Here is a 15,363-nt window from a genome sequence, read left to right on the forward strand (position 1 = left end):
GCTGGCCGGGTGGGACTGGGCTGGCCGGGTGGGACTGGGCTGGCCGGGTGGGACTGGGCTGGCCGGGTGGGACTGGGCTGGCCGGGTGGGACTGGGTCGGCCGGGTGGGACTGGGTCGGCCGCTGGTACGGTGTGCGCGACCCGACACGATCGAGCTGAGGAGGTGGGACCGATTTCCGCGGTATCAGGGTGGGCGTCGCCCGCCCGCAGCCGTCTGGGGTTCGCCTCGGCCTGGTGAGCGGGATGGCGCCCTTCGGTGTCCCGAAAGGCAGTCCCCATGTGCTCATCAGTATCCGTGCCACCCACCGACCCCGTTCCAGCATCGCGCCCCGCTGAGCCCGCGTATGACCGTGTCGTGCGCGAGCTGCGCTCGGCGGGCTGTGTCTTCGCGCAGGACGAGGCCAGGCTGCTGCTCGACGCCGCGCGCACGCCCGTCGAACTCGCCTCGATGGTGCGACAGCGGGTGGCCGGGCAGCCCCTCGAACACCTCCTTGGCTGGGCCGAGTTCCACGGCCTGCGGATCGCGGTCGACGCCGGGGTGTTCGTGCCCCGGCGGCGCACCGAGTTCCTGGTCCGGCTGGCGCTGGACCGTCTGCACGTCGGTGCCCCGACGGTGGTGGTCGACCTGTGCTGCGGGTCGGGGGCGGTCGCGGTCGCGGTCCTCGCCGGCGGCGCCGTCCCCGGCGCGCCCGCCGTCGAGGTCCATGCCGCCGACCTCGAGCCGCGGGCGGTGCGTTGCGCCCGACGCAACCTCGACGGGCTCGGCGGACAGGTGCACGAGGGCGACCTGTACGCGGCGCTCCCGGCGCGGCTGCGGGGTCAGGTCGACGTCCTGATCGCGAACGCCCCGTACGTGCCGACCGGCGCGATCGATCTGATGCCGCCGGAGGCCCGCGACCACGAGCCCAGGCTGGCCCTCGACGGCGGCCCGGACGGGCTGGACGTACTTCGCCGGGTCGTCGTCGGGGCGCCCGACTGGCTCGCGCCCGGCGGCTGCCTGCTGCTGGAGACCAGCCGGCGGCAGGCCGAACTACTCTTCGACGCGCTCGCGCGGGCCGGCCTCGCCGGCCGGCTCACCACGTCCGACGAACTGGACGCCAGCGTGCTCGTCGCCGAGGCGCGCTGAGTCCGGTCAGTCCGGTCAGCCCGGTCAGCCCGGTCAGCCCGGTCTGCTCGGTGTGGTCGCCCCGGTGGACCTGGTGGCGCGGGGTGGCAGGGGCACCGGAAGCGGGAGGTTGCCGGCGGTGAGCCGGCTGCCCACCCAGCCCGCGGCGACCGCAGCCGGCCACAGCCGGCTGGCGGCGTTGCGGGCCCGGATCCCCGTCCAGGTGGCCGGAATGAGCAGGTGGGAGGCCTGCTCGGCGCCGCGCTGGCGGGGTTCGGCGAGCCGGCGGTGGCGCGCCTCATAGCGGCGCAGCGCCGCGCGGTGGTCCGACGGCGTCGCGGCCAGTTCCTCGGCCAGCGCGAACGCGCCCGCCATCGCCAGTGACGAGCCGTCGCCGAAGAGGGAAACGCAGGACGCGGCGTCGCCGAGCAGGGTGATTCGGCCCGTCGACCAGGTCGGCATGCTGACCCGGCTGACCGCGTCGAAGTAGAGGTCCTCGGCGGCGTACGCCCGCGCGAGCAGTTCCGGCGTCCGCCACGAACCCCGGCCGAACGCGGCGGCGAGCAGCAGGCGGTGCTGCTCGATGTCGCGGTGGTCGAAGTCGGCGAGCCGCGGGCGTCGGAAGGCGAAGAACGCGCTCGGTCCCTCGGCCGAGGGCTGCAGCGCGACCGCCCGCCCCGGGGTGTTGTGCATGACCACTTCGCCGGGGCGGTTGGTCGGCCCGTCGAACGGCACCGTCGCGGCGTAGAGCCCGAGGTGGCGCAGGTAGGTCTGTTCCGGTCCGAAGGCGAGGCGGCGCACCGCCGAGTGCAGGCCGTCGGCGCCGACGACGAGGTCGAACCTTCGCGGCCGACCGTGCTCGAAGGTCACGTTGACGCCGTGGTCGTCCTGCGCGAGCGCCGAGATCGAGTCCCCGAACACGAACTCGGCGTGGTCCGCGCTCGCCGCCTGCAGGATCGAGGCGAGCGCGGCCCGCGAGAGCTCCACGTCGCGTCCGCCCGTCGACCGGGACAGCGCCCGCAGGTTGATCCGCGCGACGCTGCGCCCGCCGCCGTCGACGAACCGCATCTCCGCGACGTTCGTGCCGGCGGCCCGCAGCCGCGCGAGCACGCCCATCCGTTCGGCCACCTGGAGGGCCTGGCCCCGCACATCCACCGGGCTGCCGGTGGTGCGCTGCCACAGGCCACGCTCGACCACGGTTGGCCGGAACCCGTGCCAGGCCAACCAGTACGCGAGTGTCATCCCGGCGATGCCGGCGCCCGAGACCAGCACCGTCCGGTTGCCCATGCGTCCTCCGCGGTTCACTCCGGGTCGGGAAAAATCAGACTACGGCCCGATCTGACGACCGGCCAAAGAGCGACGCCGTGGTGTGACGAACCTCAGCAGGCCGACGAAGTTCGGCGCGCCCAGGTCAGGGCAGTACGTCGTAGGTGTTGACGGCGGTGGAGTCGAGCACGCCGCCGGGTGTGTCCGGTCTGTCCGCCGGCGGAGTCCGATGCCATCGAGGCCGCGGACTTGACCGGCTTCGTCAGGTGGACGACCCTCGACGGTGACCCGCGCACCGGACGCGGCGCTCAGGAGGCGTGCGATGTCGCGACAGGTTCTCGAACCGGGCGTTGACCATCCGATCACGGTCGAGCCGACCCGCGGCCGCGTCGTCGTCCGGATCGCCGGGCACGTCGTCGCCGACAGCCAGGATGCCCTGACGCTGCGGGAGGCGAACTACCCGCCGGCGTACTACCTGCCCGTCACCGATGTCGACTCGGGCGTGCTGCGCCCCAGCACGACGTCGACGTACTGCCCGTACAAGGGCGATGCGAGCTACCACAGCGTCGAGACGCCGGACGGAACGCGCCTCGACGACGTCATCTGGTTCTATGAGCAGCCGTACCCGGCGGTCGCCGACATCGCCGGCTATGTCGCTTTCTACGCCAACCGCGCCGAGATCACCGTCGCCGACGCCGGGGCGTGACGACGCGCCGTCGGCCGCCGCGCGAAAACGTTGAGAATTACCCGCCTGGCTGGCTTCCCAGCGACCTGGGCGTCGGCGTGTGCGCGTGGCGGTCGAGGGCTGCGCGCAGGTGTCGGCCGAGGGCCTGGCTGCCGGTGTGACCGGAGTCGGCCACCCCGATGAGTTCGGCGTCCGGCCAGGCCCGGGCCAGCTCCCACGCCACCTTGTACGGACCGCCCAGGTCGTGGCGGCCGTGGATCAGAACGCCCGGGATGCCGGCGAGCCGGTACGCGTCGCGTAGCAGCACGCCTTCCTCGAGCCAGGCGCCGTGGGCGAAGTAGTGCGAGCAGATCCGGCTCAGCGCGAGCCGGGCCCGCGCCGGCCGGTCGCCGTACGCGCCGGGTCGGCCGGCGGACTCCAACGAGATCACCGCGTCCTCCCACGTGCACCAGGCGTCGGCGGCCCGTCTGCGCACGTCCGGGTCGGCGTCGTTGAGCAGGCGCGCATAGCCGACGACGGGATCGCCGTCCCGCTCGGCCGGCGGGAGGCCGTCGCGGAACCGCTCCCACTCCGCCGGGAAGTACCGCGCGACGCCCCGGTACAACCAGTCGATGTCGGCGCGGCGGGTCATGGTGACCCCGGCGAGGACGATCCCGGTCACCCGGGCCGGGTGGCGTTGCGCGTACGCGAGCGCGAGGGTCGATCCCCAGGACGCGCCGTAGAGCAGCCAAGCGTCGACGGCGAGGTGCTGGCGCAGCGCCTCCAGGTCCGTCAGCAGATGCTCGGTGGTGTTTGTGGGTGAGCACGGTGCCGTGGTCGCCGGCATGCGGGAGGCTACGACCACAGCCGCGCTGGTCGACGAGAACGACGCGGTAGCGGTCCGGGTCGAACCAGCGCCGGGCGCCTGGCGAGCAGCCTGACCCGGGGCCTCCATGGACGACGAGGGCGGGGCGGCCGGCGGGGTTGCCGCAGGTCTCCCAGTAGACGTGGTTGCCGTCACCGACGTCGAGCAGGCCCGTGGCGTACGGCTCGATCGGCGGATATCGATCGCTCATTCGTCGAGCCTGCCCGGGCCGATGGCGCGGGCGGGGGCGGCCGGCTCGAGCCGCAGGCCGTCGAGGACGACGTCGAGGAGGTGATCGCGGCGTTCGGCGAGGGGGCCGCGTTCGGTCATGGCCGCGACGCCGGTCGCCAGTGCGAAGACGTCGACGCCGACGATGTCGGGCCGGATGCCGCGCTGGACGGCACCCAGGGGCCGACGCCGGTGATGCGTTCGACTCGGTAGCGGACGGTGTACCCGGGGCCCCTCGGTGCCGGGAACTCCGCGTCCGGGGCGATGTAGACCTTCGCCAGGCGGTTGAGCAGGTCCCAGGTGTCGTCGCTGGGCTCGACGACAGCCCGGGTGTGCAGCGCCGCGTACGGATTGAGGAAGACGCCGGGCCGGCGTGGGGCGTCGAAGGACAGCACCGCCCGGGGATCCCGTTCGATGTTGCGGATCTTCGCGTACCGGGACAGGTGACCGCTGACCAGGTCGTCGCCGTCCAGCCCGATCCAGATCACGCTGACCTGCGGGCTGCCGTCGGCGTTGATCGTGCTCAGATGGGCCAGCGGGCCGGCTTCGACGAGTTCGATGAGTTCACGGGGCAGGCCGGACACGGTGATGTCCCTCCACAGCTGGCGGCGGTCTGACTCAGACGGTAAGAACGATCTTGCCGGTGACCCGGCCGGTGTCACCCAGATCATGGCCCTTGGCGGCCTGCTCGAGCCCGAAGGTGGCCTCGATGACGGGGCGGAGCCGTCCGGTGCGGGCGAGGTCCGCCACGGCGAGCATGCCGGCCTGGTCGGCCTCCACGAGCATGATCCGGTGGCGGACGCCGGTGGCGGCCGCCTGACCTGGCAGCGCGACGGTGCTGTTCCCGACCAGCGAGACGACCAGGCCGCCGGGACGAAGCGTCCGCAGCGACCGGGCGGCGTACTCGCCACCGACGGTGTCGAGGACGACGTCGATGTCGCCGGTCTCCCGCTCGAACTCCTGGGTGCGGTAGTCGATGAGCTCATCGGCGCCGAGCTGGCGGAGCAGGTCGTGCTTCGGCGCGCTGGCGGTGCCGATGACGTAGGCCCCCAGCGCCCTGGCGATCTGCACAGCGAGGTGCCCGACCCCGCCCGCCGCCGCGTGGATGAGCACCCGCTGGCCGGGCCGGACCCGGGCGGTGTCGACGAGGGCCTGGTAGGCCGTCAGCGCGGCCAGCGGGATCGCGCCGGCCTGGATCTGGTCGAGTTCGGCCGGCCTGCGGACGAGCGCCCGCGCCGGCGCGGTGACGTACTCGGCGCAGGCACCATGCCCGTGCGGGTAGGGCAGCATGCCGAAGACCTCGTCGCCGACCTCGTGCAGCGTCACGCCGTAACCGACGGACTCCACCACGCCGCAGACGTCCCAGCCGAGCACCCGCGGCAGCCGGTCGCCGAGGAACCCCGGGATCGCCCGGTGCTTCCAGTCGGTCGGGTTGAGTCCCACTGTCCGGACCCGCACCAGCACCTCGGACGGCCCCGGGACGGGCCGGTCGATCTCGACCACCGTGAGCACGTCGGAGCCGCCTAGCCGGTCTTGGCTGATGGCCCGCATCGTTGTCGCCATGCCCTTGAGACTGCCGTCACGGCCAGCGTCCGGCCAGTGGCCCGGGGGCCGAGATACGTAAGAATCGGGCCATGCACCGCATCGTCGTGCTGGCCGTGGACGGGGTGATCCCGTTCGAGCTCAGCATTCCCGCGAAGCTCTTCGGCGCCGCGACCGATGTGACCGGCCGGCAGCTGTACGAGGTCCTCACCTGTTCGGTGGACGGCGCGCCGGTGGCGACGGCCGCCGACTTCACCCTCGCCGTGGTTCGGGACGCGACGGTGCTCGCCACGGCGGACACCGTCATCGTGCCGCCCGCCGTGGACATGCCGAAGATCACCAGTCGTGATCTGCTGCCGCCGGGACTCGTGGACGCGTTCGGCCGTATCCCCTCCGACGCCCGGATCGTCTCGCTCTGCCTGGCCTCCTACGTCCTGGCCGGCGCCGGCCTGCTCGACGGGCTGGCCGCCACCACCCACTGGCACCACGCCGAGGCCTTCCAACGCGCGTATCCGGCTGTCCAGCTGCGGCCCGACGTGTTGTTCGTGGACGCGGGCCGGATTCTCACCTCCGCGGGCGCCGCCGCCGCGGTCGACCTCTGCCTGCACCTGATCCGCCTCGACCATGGCAGCGGCGTCGCCAACCGGGTCGCCCGCGCGGGCGTGGTGCCGCCGTGGCGGGATGGTGGCCAGGCCCAGTACGTCGAGCGCCTGGTACCGATGCCGTCCGACACCGGGACGGCGCCCACCCGCGAGTGGGCGCTCGAACGGTTGGACCAGCCGCTGCGGCTCGACGACCTCGCCGCCCACGCCGGCATGAGCCGGCGGACGTTCACCCGTCGTTTTCGCGCCGAGGTCGGCCTGAGCCCGGGGGAGTGGCTCGTGCGCGAACGCGTCGACCTCGCCCGTCACCTGCTGGAGCACACCGACCTGCCAGTCGACCGCATCGCCGGGCGCTGTGGCTTCGGCACCGCCGCCGCGCTGCGCCAGCAGATGCGCGAGGCCCTCGCCATATCCCCGAGCGACTACCGGCGCACCTTCCGCACCAGGACCGGCTGAACCGTACTAGGGCCGGCTGAAGGTTACGTGGGTGACGCCCCGCGGGGTTGTCACCGACTCGACGGTGAAGCGCTTCTCCAGGCCCTCCAGGTCGTCCCAGAGCCGCACCCCGCGGCCGAGGATGATTGGCACGACGACGATGTGCAGATGGTCGATCAGGTCCGCGGCGAGGAACTCGCGCACCGTCGTCGGACCGCCGCCGATGCGTACGTCCAGCTCCCCGGCGGCCTCCCGGGCCTGGCGTAGCGCCTCGGCCGGCGTAGCGTCGAGGAAGTGGAAGGTCGTCCCGCCCGCCATCGGCAGCGACGGGCGGGGATGGTGGGTGAGCACGAACACCGGCGTGTGGAACGGCGGGTTCTCGCCCCACCAGCCCTGCCACTCGTCGTCGGCCCACGGGCCGCGCTGCGGGCCGAACTTGTTGCGGCCCATGATCTCGGCGCCGATGCCCGGCTCCCAGGCGCTGGCCACCGCCTCGTCGACCCCGGCCCCGCCGCCGGCCTCGCCGTGCATGGACCGGAACGTCCTCGTCTGGAAGAACCACTCGTGCAGCCGCGCCTCGGCGTGCCCGAAGGGCTGCTCGAGGCTCTGCCCCGCCCCGGTGGCGAACCCGTCCAGGGAGATCGAGAAGTTGTGGACCCGCACCCGCGACACGCCACCGACCTCCGGGTTTCGTCATCCGCGAGCCGCCTCGCGGCGCGCGCGGCCGAGTCTAGCGACCGCCCGCGCGCGTCCGCGCGCGACGCGACCGGGCCCGGTCCAGCTGGGGCGTCGCCTATTCTGGTCGTCTGCCGACGGCGTTGACGTAGCCCGACGCCTCGAAGATCACGTTGTAGTGGATCGGTCCGCGGTAGGTCCAGTCGGCCGGGGGAGTCCAGGGACCGGGACCACCGGGGGTCGCGGCCGGCGCCGGTGCCTGCGACGCGGCATCGTCGGGGCTGGCATCGTCGGGGCTGGCATCGTCGGGGCTGGCGCCGGCCGCCAGCAGGCGACCGTCGGCGGGATCCACGAGCATGGCGCGGACGCCGCCGAGGGGCAGGGCCACGACGATCACGCTGCCCCGCCGGCCGTGCGGATCGGTGCCCTGGCCGAGCACGCGCACACCGGGCAGGGTGGCCAGCATCCGGTAGAGGGCCGCGCGCAGTTCGGGAGTCGCCTGGCCCCAGCCGAGCATGTACCGGACCGACTCGAACATCTCCTGGTCACTGCCCGTCCGATGCTCACCGGTCGCGCGTCCGCTGGCCCGCAAAGTGGCGCGCATCCGCGCCGCCAGCACGGCCGGGTCGAGCGGCAGGGCCCGCATCTGTGCGAACGTCAACGGCTCGTAGGCGAAGTAGGTGACGGCGGCAGTCGGCGCGATGGCCGACGTCTGCTGCGGGTCGGCCGCGCGAAGCAGGCCGGTCTGCGTGGTCGACTCCCAGGACTCGGTGGCGGGCCCGGTCTCGTCCGCGACGCGTTCGTACCAGAAGACGTCCGGCCGCGGCGCCGACTGGGCGGCGGCGACCGATGCCATCGAGCTCAGGAACCGCACGGTCTGCATCGGCGGTGCCGGCGCCGGCGCGGCGGTGACTGCTGCCGGGGAGTCCCCGCCCGAACCGGGGATCACGCCGGCTGACACCGCGACGGCGGCCGCGGCAGCCGCGGCGACAACGGCCGGGGCCAGTTTCCGCGCCTGCCGCCGGCGCCATGCCCGGGCCCGGCTGGCGATGTCCGGCACCGATGGTGGGGCCGTCGCGAGCTGGCGGGCCAGCGTCGCGATACCGGCGAGCTGGGTGGTGGCATCCTGGTCGTCGTCCGCGGGGTGGCGGTGGCCGGCTTTCATGGCGTCTCCTTGATCGTCAGTACGGCGAGCTCGCGGGCGAGTTGGCGGCGGGCGCTGTGCAGGGTGGCGGCGACGGTGCCCCGGGCGACTCCCATGGCCGTGGCGATCTCGGCCTCCGGCAGGTCGGCCACGTAGCGCAGCGCGACCGCGAGTCGCATGCGTTCCGGCAGGGCGCGGACCGCGCGCCACAGGGCGTCATCCGGATCGGCGGGCGGCGGCGCGTGGCCGGCGCGCAGTCGGCCGGCATGGTTGCGCTCCAACCGTCTTCGCCGCAGCGCGGAGCGGACCTCGTTCAGCGCGACGACGTACACCCAGCCGCTCGGCGACTCCATCCGCCGCACCCGGCCCCACTTCGCGTAGGCACGGGCGCAGGCCTCGGCGGCGGCCTCCTCGGCCAGGCCGGCGTCGCCGGTGGCTATCCGGAGACTCGCCACGAGTCTGGGGAACTCGGCGGCGTACCAGGGCTCGAAGCCCTCAGCGGTTCTCACGCCTTCTCAGAGCCGCCGGTGGCCGGAAACGTTTAGTGGTCGTTTCGGCTCGTGTGGAGTGCGTCGTGGGGCCATGGTCACCGACTCGATCAGAGCACAGAATGAACGGGTTGATGGCAGCTTGGCGTGACGTGGGAGGCGGCTGCGGTGGAAGAGGACGAGCGGTCCACCGGCGGGCTGCCGCGCGGCCCGGCCCGCGACGAGCAGGTGAACCCCGAGCGGGCCGAAGCCATCGCGAGCCGGCTTGCCGGGGAGGAAGCCGAAGCGGGCAGCTCCGCGCCGGCTCCCTGGGCGAACCTGCCCGCCCCACCGGCACCCGTCTACGGCGCACCGCCGCCACCTCCGCGACCCGCCGAGCTGGCCCCGCCGCCACATCGACCCGATCTGGACCGGCCGGCGCGGCGGACGGGTTGGCGGCGTTGGCTGCGTGGGTTGCGGCGGCGGTGACGGGCGCGCGCCGGACGTACACGGTCTGGGAACTGACCCTTGCCTGCAACCTGGCCTGCGGGCACTGCGGCTCCCGCGCCGGCGAACGGCGCCCGGCGGAGCTGACCACGGCCGAGGCGTTGGACCTGGTCGCCCAGCTGCACCGGGCCGGCGTCGACGAGGTGACGCTCATCGGCGGCGAGGCGTTCCTGCGCCGGGACTGGCTGACGATCGCCGCCGAGATCACCCGCCTGGGTATGACCTGCACCCTGACGACCGGCGGCTACCGGATGAGCTCGCCGCCTGGCAGTGGCAGCTGACGGTCCCGATGGGCAACGCCGCCGACCACGCGGAGATTCTGCTGCAGCCCGTCGAGCTGCTCGACGTGTTCCCGATGCTCGCCCGGGTCGCGCGGCGTGCTGCGGCGGATGGTGTCCGCGTCCACGCCGGGAACAACCTCGGGTACTACGGCCCGTACGAGCGGCTGCTCCGCTCGCCGGAGGGGGCGGCGTTCTGGTCGGGGTGCCAGGCCGGGCTGTCCACCCTCGGCATCGAGTCCGACGGCACGATCAAGGGCTGCCCGTCGCTGCCCACCCGTGACTACGGGGCGGGCGACATCCGCGAGCACTCCCTGGCCGAGCTGCTCCGGGACGCCCCCGAACTGGCCATCAACACCGCCGCGGGGACGGCGGCGGCGACGGACACGCTGTGGGGATACTGCCGTACCTGCGACTATGCCGACGTGTGCCGCGGCGGCTGCACCTGGACGGCACACACCGTCTTCGGCCGGCCCGGCAACAACCCGTACTGCCACCACCGGGCGCTCGCGCACCAGCGCGCCGGCCGGCGCGAACGGCTCGTGCAGGTCGCCGCAGCCCCCGGCGAGCCGTTCGACCACGGCCGGTTCGACCTCGTCGTGGAGGATCTCGCCGCGCCCTGGCCGGCGGCGCAACGCCCGCGGCTCACCGCCGCCGACATTCACTGGCCGCCGGCCTGGGTCGACTGAGTTCGGAACGGGACGATCAGAGCGCCGGCAGCGTAACCGAGGCATCGATGACCTCGTGCGTGCCGAGGTCGACCGCGTGCGCGCTCATGACCTGGTCGATGCCCTGGTCAGGCGACTTGCCCATGGCCCGCAGGCCATCGGCGGTCGCCGACACGTCCTGGTCGAAGAACACCGCGCCGTTGTCCGCGAGGGTCACGTGCCAGGTGTGCGTGGCCGGAGTCCTGATCTCGAACTCCTCGCCCGCGACGGGGCCGGGGCCGTCGTCATCGTGCTGCGACTTCAACGTCCACGGGCTGCCGAGCGAGCCGACGCCGGTGGCCTTGACCGCCGGGCCACCCGGGCGGCCGCCGCCACCGCCACCGCCACCGCCACCGCCGCCGTGGCTGGCGAACGCGGCCGGGGCCGACAGCAGGCTCACGCCCAACGCCAGTGTCGCGGTGAGAACGGTGATCGAGGATGCCTTCAGTTTCACGGCCATCTCCTTTTCTGGACCTTTTCCCGGTGCCACGGAAAGGCGTCCGGGTGGACACCAGGAGATAGCCGAGGGGGTTACGGTCGACCCCGCCCGCCAGGTGTAACCCAGGGCGCTATGACCCGAAGGCCACCACCCGCCGGCTCGTCGCCGGCGGGGCGGCGGCAACGTCGTCATCACGGGAGTCCGGTGTTACGGTTGAACTACGGCACCGGGGGTCTGCTGCCGGCCGGGTGTGGCAGGCAGGTGCCGGCGAGAGGCCGATGGAGGCATTCGCGCATGTCTGTCGAGCTGAACCACACGATCGTCGCCGCCCGGGAGCGCCGCGAGTCCGCCGAGTTCCTGGCGCACATCCTGGGCCTTGAGGTCGGTGCCCAGTGGGGCCCTTTCCTGCCCGTCGTCCTCAGCAATGGCGTCACGCTGGACTTCGCCGACGGCGGAACGGGCGAGATCACCTCACAGCATTACGCCTTCCTGATCTCGGAGCAGGAGTTCGACGCCGCCTTCGCGCGAATTCGGGCTGCCGGGATCACGTACTGGGCCGATCCGCGCGGCCAGCTGAAGAACGAGATCAACCATCACTGGGGCGGCCGTGGCCTGTACTTCCGGGATCCGGCCGGGCACGGTATGGAAATCATCACCCGCCCGTATGGCAGCCAGCCGCCGACGGTTTCCTGACATCGACGGGCAGCGAGCCGCGACGCTGATCGGCTAGAGTCGCGCCCATGGCGAGCCTGTTTGTCCTGGACCTCACCTATACCGCCGACGTGGCCGAGGTCGAGGTCGAGGTCGACCGTCACATGGGCGGCCATCGCGAGTTCCTCCGCGGCCAGTACGACGCCGGGCGGTTCCTGGCGTCCGGCCGGAAGGAGCCGCGGACCGGCGGCGTCATCCTCGCGACCGGCGACCGGGCGACGATCGAGAAAATCATCGAGTCCGACCCGTTCCAGGTCCACGGGCTCGTCACGTACACCGTCACCGAGTTCCTTCCGACCACTACCGGTCCGGAACTAGCGGCGCTGCGCCACGAACTCTGATCAGGACGCCGCGGTTGCGCTGGTTGGCCCGTCGCCGACGACCGCGATCTGACCGCCGGCATCACTGCCTGGCCCCGGCGCGGCCCCGGGGCCGGGGAGTACGTCGATGTCGGTGGCCGACATCGGGCCGCCGCAGGCCGAGCAGTGCGGCTCAACGTGGCTGATCTCGCCGCAGGCGTGGTGTCGGTAGAGCACCGGTGGCCCGGCCTCGCCAGCCGTCCACCGGTCACCCCAGCGGACCATGACCAGCAGCAGGTCGCACAGCTCCATTCCCTTCTGGGTCAGCGTGTACTCGTATCGCGCCGGCCGGCTCGCGTACTCCCGCCGTTGCAGGACCTCGGCTTCCACCAGCCAGCGCAGCCGCTCGGCGAGGACCTTGCGGGAGATGCCGAGGCTGGCCTGGAGCTGGTCGAAGCGCCGGATGCCGACGTAGACGTTGCGCAGGATCAGCGGGGACCACGGCTCGCCGATGACGTCCCAGGTTCGAGCGATCGAGCAGGCCATCTCGCCAAAACGCGTCCGCTGCACCAGGCCACTGTAGACGAGGTAGGTTCCCTGAAGGAACTCGATGCGCTAGTCCGCCCGTGTCGATGAGTCTCCTCAAGGAACGGAGCAGGTCATGAACCGTCCTCCCGTCGTGTCCCCCGATGAGTGGCAGGCCGCCCGCGACGAGCTCCTCACCCAGGAGAAGGAACTCACCCACGCCCTGGACGCGCTCGCCGCCCGGCGGCGACGGCTGCCGATGGTTCAGCTGACAAAGGACTACCGCTTCACCGCCCCGGACGGTGTCGGCGTCGGCCTTCCCGACCTGTTCGACGGTCACCGCCAGCTGGTGATCTACCACCGCATGCTGGAACCAGGCCAGGATCACTATTGCGTCGGCTGTTCCTCGTTCACTGACAATCTCGCCGACCAGTTCCACCTGAACGCCCGCGACACCAGGCTCATCCTCGTCTCCCGCGCGCCGCTGGCCGAGATCGAGGTGCTGCGGCGGCGGATGGGCTGGACCGTGCCCTGGTACTCGTCGTTCGGCGGCGACTTCAACGACGACCTGGGCCTGGGCGGCGGTTTCGGACTCAGCATCCTGCTCCGCGACGGCACCGACGTCTTCCGCACCTACTTCACCAACGGCCGCGGGGTCGACCGCCTCCGCCTCGACTTCAACCTGCTCGACCTGACCCCCTACGGCCGCCAGGAACAGTGGGAGGATTCCCCGGATGGCTGGCCGCAGGACCCGACGATGAGCTGGCTGCGCCATCACGACGAGTACTGAGTGCCAGGCCGGAGGCGGACCGCGTGAAATCCATCGGGATTCTGTTGTTCGACGATGTCGAGGAGCTGGACGCGGTCGGACCGTGGGAGGTGCTGGCCTTCTGGACGCGGCAGTTTCCCGACGACGGCTGGCAGGTCACCACATTCTCCCGGGCCGGCACGCCGGTCACCGCCGCGAAGGGACTCGTCCTACATCCCGCGCACTCGTACGCGACGGTTCCGCCGCTCGACGTGCTGATCTACCCCGGCGGGCAGGGCACTCGCGCGCACCTGGTCGACGACACCCAGCTCGACTGGGTGCGCCAGCAGCGCGCGCGGGTTCCGCTGATGACCAGCGTCTGCACCGGATCGCTGGTCTACGCCCGCGCCGGGCTGCTGGCGGGGCGACCGGCGACGACCCACTGGGCGTCGCTCGATCTGCTGCGTGAGCTCGAACCGACGCTCACGGTCCGCCCCGACGACCGTTTCGTCGACGACGGCGACATCGTCACCTCCGCCGGGGTCAGCGCGGGTATCGACATGGCCCTGCATCTCGTGGCCCGTCTGCGCGACGTCGAACGCGCGAGGCAGGTCCGGCGCGGCATCCAGTACGACCCGCGGCCGCCGGTCTGACTCAGCCGGGCCCGCCGGGCTCGCTGATCAGAACACCCGACCCCGCGTGCTGCGCCGAACCACCCCGGTGCGCGGCCACGAAGTAGGCGATGACCGCGATCACGATCAGCGCGGCCAGCACGGCAAGAGCGATCTTGACCTTGCTCCAGGGTCGCTCGCCGTGTACCTCGCCGGTCCGGCCGTTGACCAGGACCTGCCAGGTCTTCCCGGCGTAGACGTAGGAGGCGATCCACACCGGCAGCAGCATCAGCTTGAAGGTGACGTCGTTGTGCCGGGTGTCGACGGACTGGACCCGCTGCTCGTCGCCGCCGATGTCGCGTCGGCAGTCCTCGGCGATCACCGGTGCCATCCGGTTGCGTGCCTGCGTGAAACCGTCCTCCGGCTCCACGTCGTAGCGCAGCGCGAAATGCCCGGCGAGGAACTCCGGCTGGAACGGCGCCGCCTGCTCCAGTGGCCACGGCGCGAGATCGTCGACCTTGTCGGTCGGCAGCACGCCGCTGCCCGGCACCAGCACGTCGTCGAAGGCGCGGGCGACCGTGCCCTGCGCCGGATACCAACGGGTGTGCTGCACCTGCCGGGTCTGCCGCTTGCCGTCGCCGTCGGTGTAGGTCTCGGTGGTGTAGTAGTGCTCGCCGCGCTGGCCGGCGTAGCGCGAGACCGTCCGCGAGTCGTACGTCCAGTGCGGCAGGTAGGTGCTCTTCATCGACTCGGTGTCGCTGACCTTCTTCAACGCCGACGGCGCGAACCATCGCGACGACGTCCAAGACCGCACCGCGGTACGCACGGCGCCACGGTCGAGCTCGAAGGGCAGCACGCCCTCGGGCACGATCTGCCCCGACGCGCCCGGGTCGATCACCAGCGGCGCGCCGCAGAACTGGCAGACGCTCGCGGTCTCGTCCGTCTCGGTCCGCGCCGCGCAGCGCTGGCAGACGAAGACGTACGCGCCGATGCTGCCGACGGGCTTGCGCGGCAGCGACGGCAGCTCGGCATACGCGATCTCGCGGATCTGCCGGCCGGTCGCGGCGATCTCCTGGCGGAACCCGCAGTACGGGCACTGCAGGACGGACTGGCCGGGGGCGAACTCCAGCCGGGCGCCGCAGCCGCCGCACGGATAGGTCGTCGCGGCCACCGGAGCCTGATCCGGCGACCCCTGGGCATGCTGATCGGTCATCGGGGTGTCCCTGTGCGCTCGTCGCCGGTCAGCTCTGCGGCGGCAGCGGCGGCGGAACGTTGGCGAGCAGCGGCGCGACGTCGGCCACCTGGCCTGCCGGCGCCCACTGCGCCATACCGGTCTTCCACACCAGGGTGTCGTGGCGCACCTCGCCGGCGGCGACCCGCTGCGCGAGCTGGTTACGGTCGAACGGGCCGAGCTGCTGGCCGTTCGCACCGACGTACCACTGCTCGGCCGTCGGCAGCGGCGGCGGTCCCGCCGAGCCCGGTCCCGGCGGCGGCTGCGCGGCCGGCGGTTGCTGGGACTGGCCCGGCTGCGGCTGGCCCTGGTAC

Annotated in this window: 22 protein-coding genes; 10 read left to right on the top strand and 12 right to left on the bottom strand. The window is 72.4% G+C overall.

Annotated elements, in window-relative coordinates; genetic code table 11:
- Positions 1–355: 355 nt before the first annotated feature.
- Entirely contained in the window at positions 356–1,126 is a 771-nt protein-coding gene (locus MXD58_RS07595; protein ID WP_248837468.1) for a putative protein N(5)-glutamine methyltransferase, read from the top strand.
- A 33-nt stretch (positions 1,127–1,159) separates the two neighbouring features.
- Here the strand turns inward: MXD58_RS07595 and MXD58_RS07600 are convergent, their stop codons facing one another.
- On the bottom strand, positions 1,160–2,392 hold the full coding sequence (locus MXD58_RS07600; protein WP_248837469.1) for an FAD-dependent monooxygenase: 1,233 nt from the start codon (positions 2,390–2,392) through the stop codon (positions 1,160–1,162).
- 301 nt (positions 2,393–2,693) lie between these two features.
- On the opposite strand from MXD58_RS07600, the gene MXD58_RS07605 reads away from it, so the two are divergent.
- On the top strand, positions 2,694–3,077 hold the full coding sequence (locus MXD58_RS07605; RefSeq protein ID WP_248837470.1) for a DUF427 domain-containing protein: 384 nt from the start codon (positions 2,694–2,696) through the stop codon (positions 3,075–3,077).
- Positions 3,078–3,114: 37 nt separating this feature from the next.
- Here the strand turns inward: MXD58_RS07605 and MXD58_RS07610 are convergent, their stop codons facing one another.
- From MXD58_RS07610 to MXD58_RS07620, 4 genes are all read right to left on the bottom strand, one after another.
- Positions 3,115–3,882 (bottom strand): alpha/beta fold hydrolase, encoded by a 768-nt coding sequence (locus MXD58_RS07610; protein WP_518477410.1) that lies wholly within the window; start codon positions 3,880–3,882, stop codon positions 3,115–3,117.
- A gap of 225 nt (positions 3,883–4,107) precedes the next feature.
- A complete protein-coding gene (locus MXD58_RS30170) occupies positions 4,108–4,230 on the bottom strand; it encodes a hypothetical protein (RefSeq protein ID WP_284678022.1) in 123 nt (40 codons plus the stop codon).
- Positions 4,227–4,712, bottom strand: coding sequence for a PPOX class F420-dependent oxidoreductase (locus tag MXD58_RS07615; RefSeq protein WP_248837472.1), 486 nt, complete (start codon positions 4,710–4,712; stop codon positions 4,227–4,229). Before MXD58_RS07615 ends, MXD58_RS30170 begins: the two co-directional genes overlap by 4 nt.
- A 34-nt stretch (positions 4,713–4,746) precedes the next feature.
- Positions 4,747–5,679, bottom strand: coding sequence for an NADP-dependent oxidoreductase (locus MXD58_RS07620; protein ID WP_250609146.1), 933 nt, complete (start codon positions 5,677–5,679; stop codon positions 4,747–4,749).
- A gap of 83 nt (positions 5,680–5,762) precedes the next feature.
- On the opposite strand from MXD58_RS07620, the gene MXD58_RS07625 reads away from it, so the two are divergent.
- Positions 5,763–6,728, top strand: coding sequence for a GlxA family transcriptional regulator (locus MXD58_RS07625; protein ID WP_248837474.1), 966 nt, complete (start codon positions 5,763–5,765; stop codon positions 6,726–6,728).
- Positions 6,729–6,734: 6 nt separating this feature from the next.
- Here MXD58_RS07625 and MXD58_RS07630 read toward each other — a convergent pair whose 3' ends face one another.
- The 3 genes from MXD58_RS07630 to MXD58_RS30635 all read right to left on the bottom strand — a co-directional run bounded on the left by MXD58_RS07630 (position 6,735) and on the right by MXD58_RS30635 (position 9,035).
- Positions 6,735–7,379, bottom strand: a complete 645-nt coding sequence (locus MXD58_RS07630) for a dihydrofolate reductase family protein (protein WP_248837475.1) — start codon at positions 7,377–7,379, stop codon at positions 6,735–6,737.
- Between the two features lie 121 nt (positions 7,380–7,500).
- Positions 7,501–8,547 carry a CU044_5270 family protein gene (locus MXD58_RS07635; RefSeq protein ID WP_248837476.1) on the bottom strand — a complete coding sequence of 349 codons (1,047 nt, stop codon included), beginning with the start codon at positions 8,545–8,547 and terminating at the stop codon, positions 7,501–7,503.
- Positions 8,544–9,035, bottom strand: a complete 492-nt coding sequence (locus tag MXD58_RS30635; RefSeq protein ID WP_248837477.1) for a sigma factor-like helix-turn-helix DNA-binding protein — start codon at positions 9,033–9,035, stop codon at positions 8,544–8,546. The genes MXD58_RS07635 and MXD58_RS30635 overlap by 4 nt, the downstream gene beginning before the upstream one ends.
- A gap of 126 nt (positions 9,036–9,161) precedes the next feature.
- Between MXD58_RS30635 and MXD58_RS07645 the strand changes: the two genes are divergently transcribed.
- Genes MXD58_RS07645 through MXD58_RS07655 form a run of 3 tightly spaced genes read left to right on the top strand, consistent with a single transcriptional unit; the run spans position 9,162 to position 10,467 of the window.
- Positions 9,162–9,482, top strand: a complete 321-nt coding sequence (locus MXD58_RS07645) for a hypothetical protein (RefSeq protein WP_248837478.1) — start codon at positions 9,162–9,164, stop codon at positions 9,480–9,482.
- Complete coding sequence (locus MXD58_RS31655) at positions 9,455–9,781, top strand: radical SAM protein (RefSeq protein WP_248837479.1); 327 nt, start codon at positions 9,455–9,457, stop codon at positions 9,779–9,781. Before MXD58_RS07645 ends, MXD58_RS31655 begins: the two co-directional genes overlap by 28 nt.
- An 8-nt stretch (positions 9,782–9,789) precedes the next feature.
- Positions 9,790–10,467 carry an SPASM domain-containing protein gene (locus MXD58_RS07655; RefSeq protein ID WP_248837480.1) on the top strand — a complete coding sequence of 226 codons (678 nt, stop codon included), beginning with the start codon at positions 9,790–9,792 and terminating at the stop codon, positions 10,465–10,467.
- Positions 10,468–10,483: 16 nt separating this feature from the next.
- Here the strand turns inward: MXD58_RS07655 and MXD58_RS07660 are convergent, their stop codons facing one another.
- Positions 10,484–10,939, bottom strand: coding sequence for a hypothetical protein (locus MXD58_RS07660; protein WP_248837481.1), 456 nt, complete (start codon positions 10,937–10,939; stop codon positions 10,484–10,486).
- A gap of 279 nt (positions 10,940–11,218) precedes the next feature.
- On the opposite strand from MXD58_RS07660, the gene MXD58_RS07665 reads away from it, so the two are divergent.
- Positions 11,219–11,617 carry a VOC family protein gene (locus MXD58_RS07665; RefSeq protein ID WP_248837482.1) on the top strand — a complete coding sequence of 133 codons (399 nt, stop codon included), beginning with the start codon at positions 11,219–11,221 and terminating at the stop codon, positions 11,615–11,617.
- 47 nt (positions 11,618–11,664) lie between these two features.
- The gene (locus MXD58_RS07670; protein WP_248837483.1) at positions 11,665–11,976 is read left to right on the top strand and encodes a YciI family protein; all 312 of its coding nucleotides are present in this window, start codon (positions 11,665–11,667) and stop codon (positions 11,974–11,976) included.
- Here MXD58_RS07670 and MXD58_RS07675 read toward each other — a convergent pair whose 3' ends face one another.
- Entirely contained in the window at positions 11,977–12,504 is a 528-nt protein-coding gene (locus MXD58_RS07675) for a winged helix-turn-helix transcriptional regulator (protein WP_248837484.1), read from the bottom strand.
- Between the two features lie 91 nt (positions 12,505–12,595).
- Here MXD58_RS07675 and MXD58_RS07680 point away from each other — a divergent pair, with 91 nt between their 5' ends.
- The gene (locus tag MXD58_RS07680; RefSeq protein WP_248837485.1) at positions 12,596–13,249 is read left to right on the top strand and encodes a DUF899 domain-containing protein; all 654 of its coding nucleotides are present in this window, start codon (positions 12,596–12,598) and stop codon (positions 13,247–13,249) included.
- Positions 13,250–13,272: 23 nt separating this feature from the next.
- The gene (locus MXD58_RS07685) at positions 13,273–13,860 is read left to right on the top strand and encodes a DJ-1/PfpI family protein (RefSeq protein ID WP_248837486.1); all 588 of its coding nucleotides are present in this window, start codon (positions 13,273–13,275) and stop codon (positions 13,858–13,860) included.
- Position 13,861: 1 nt separating this feature from the next.
- Here MXD58_RS07685 and MXD58_RS07690 read toward each other — a convergent pair whose 3' ends face one another.
- On the bottom strand, positions 13,862–15,031 hold the full coding sequence (locus MXD58_RS07690) for a TFIIB-type zinc ribbon-containing protein (RefSeq protein ID WP_248837487.1): 1,170 nt from the start codon (positions 15,029–15,031) through the stop codon (positions 13,862–13,864).
- A gap of 28 nt (positions 15,032–15,059) precedes the next feature.
- On the bottom strand, positions 15,060–15,363 hold a 304-nt coding region (locus tag MXD58_RS07695; protein WP_250609147.1), incomplete at its 5' end, for a DUF4339 domain-containing protein.

Source organism: Frankia sp. AgKG'84/4 (assembly GCF_023242965.2).
Classification (GTDB): Bacteria; Actinomycetota; Actinomycetes; order Frankiales; family Frankiaceae; genus Frankia.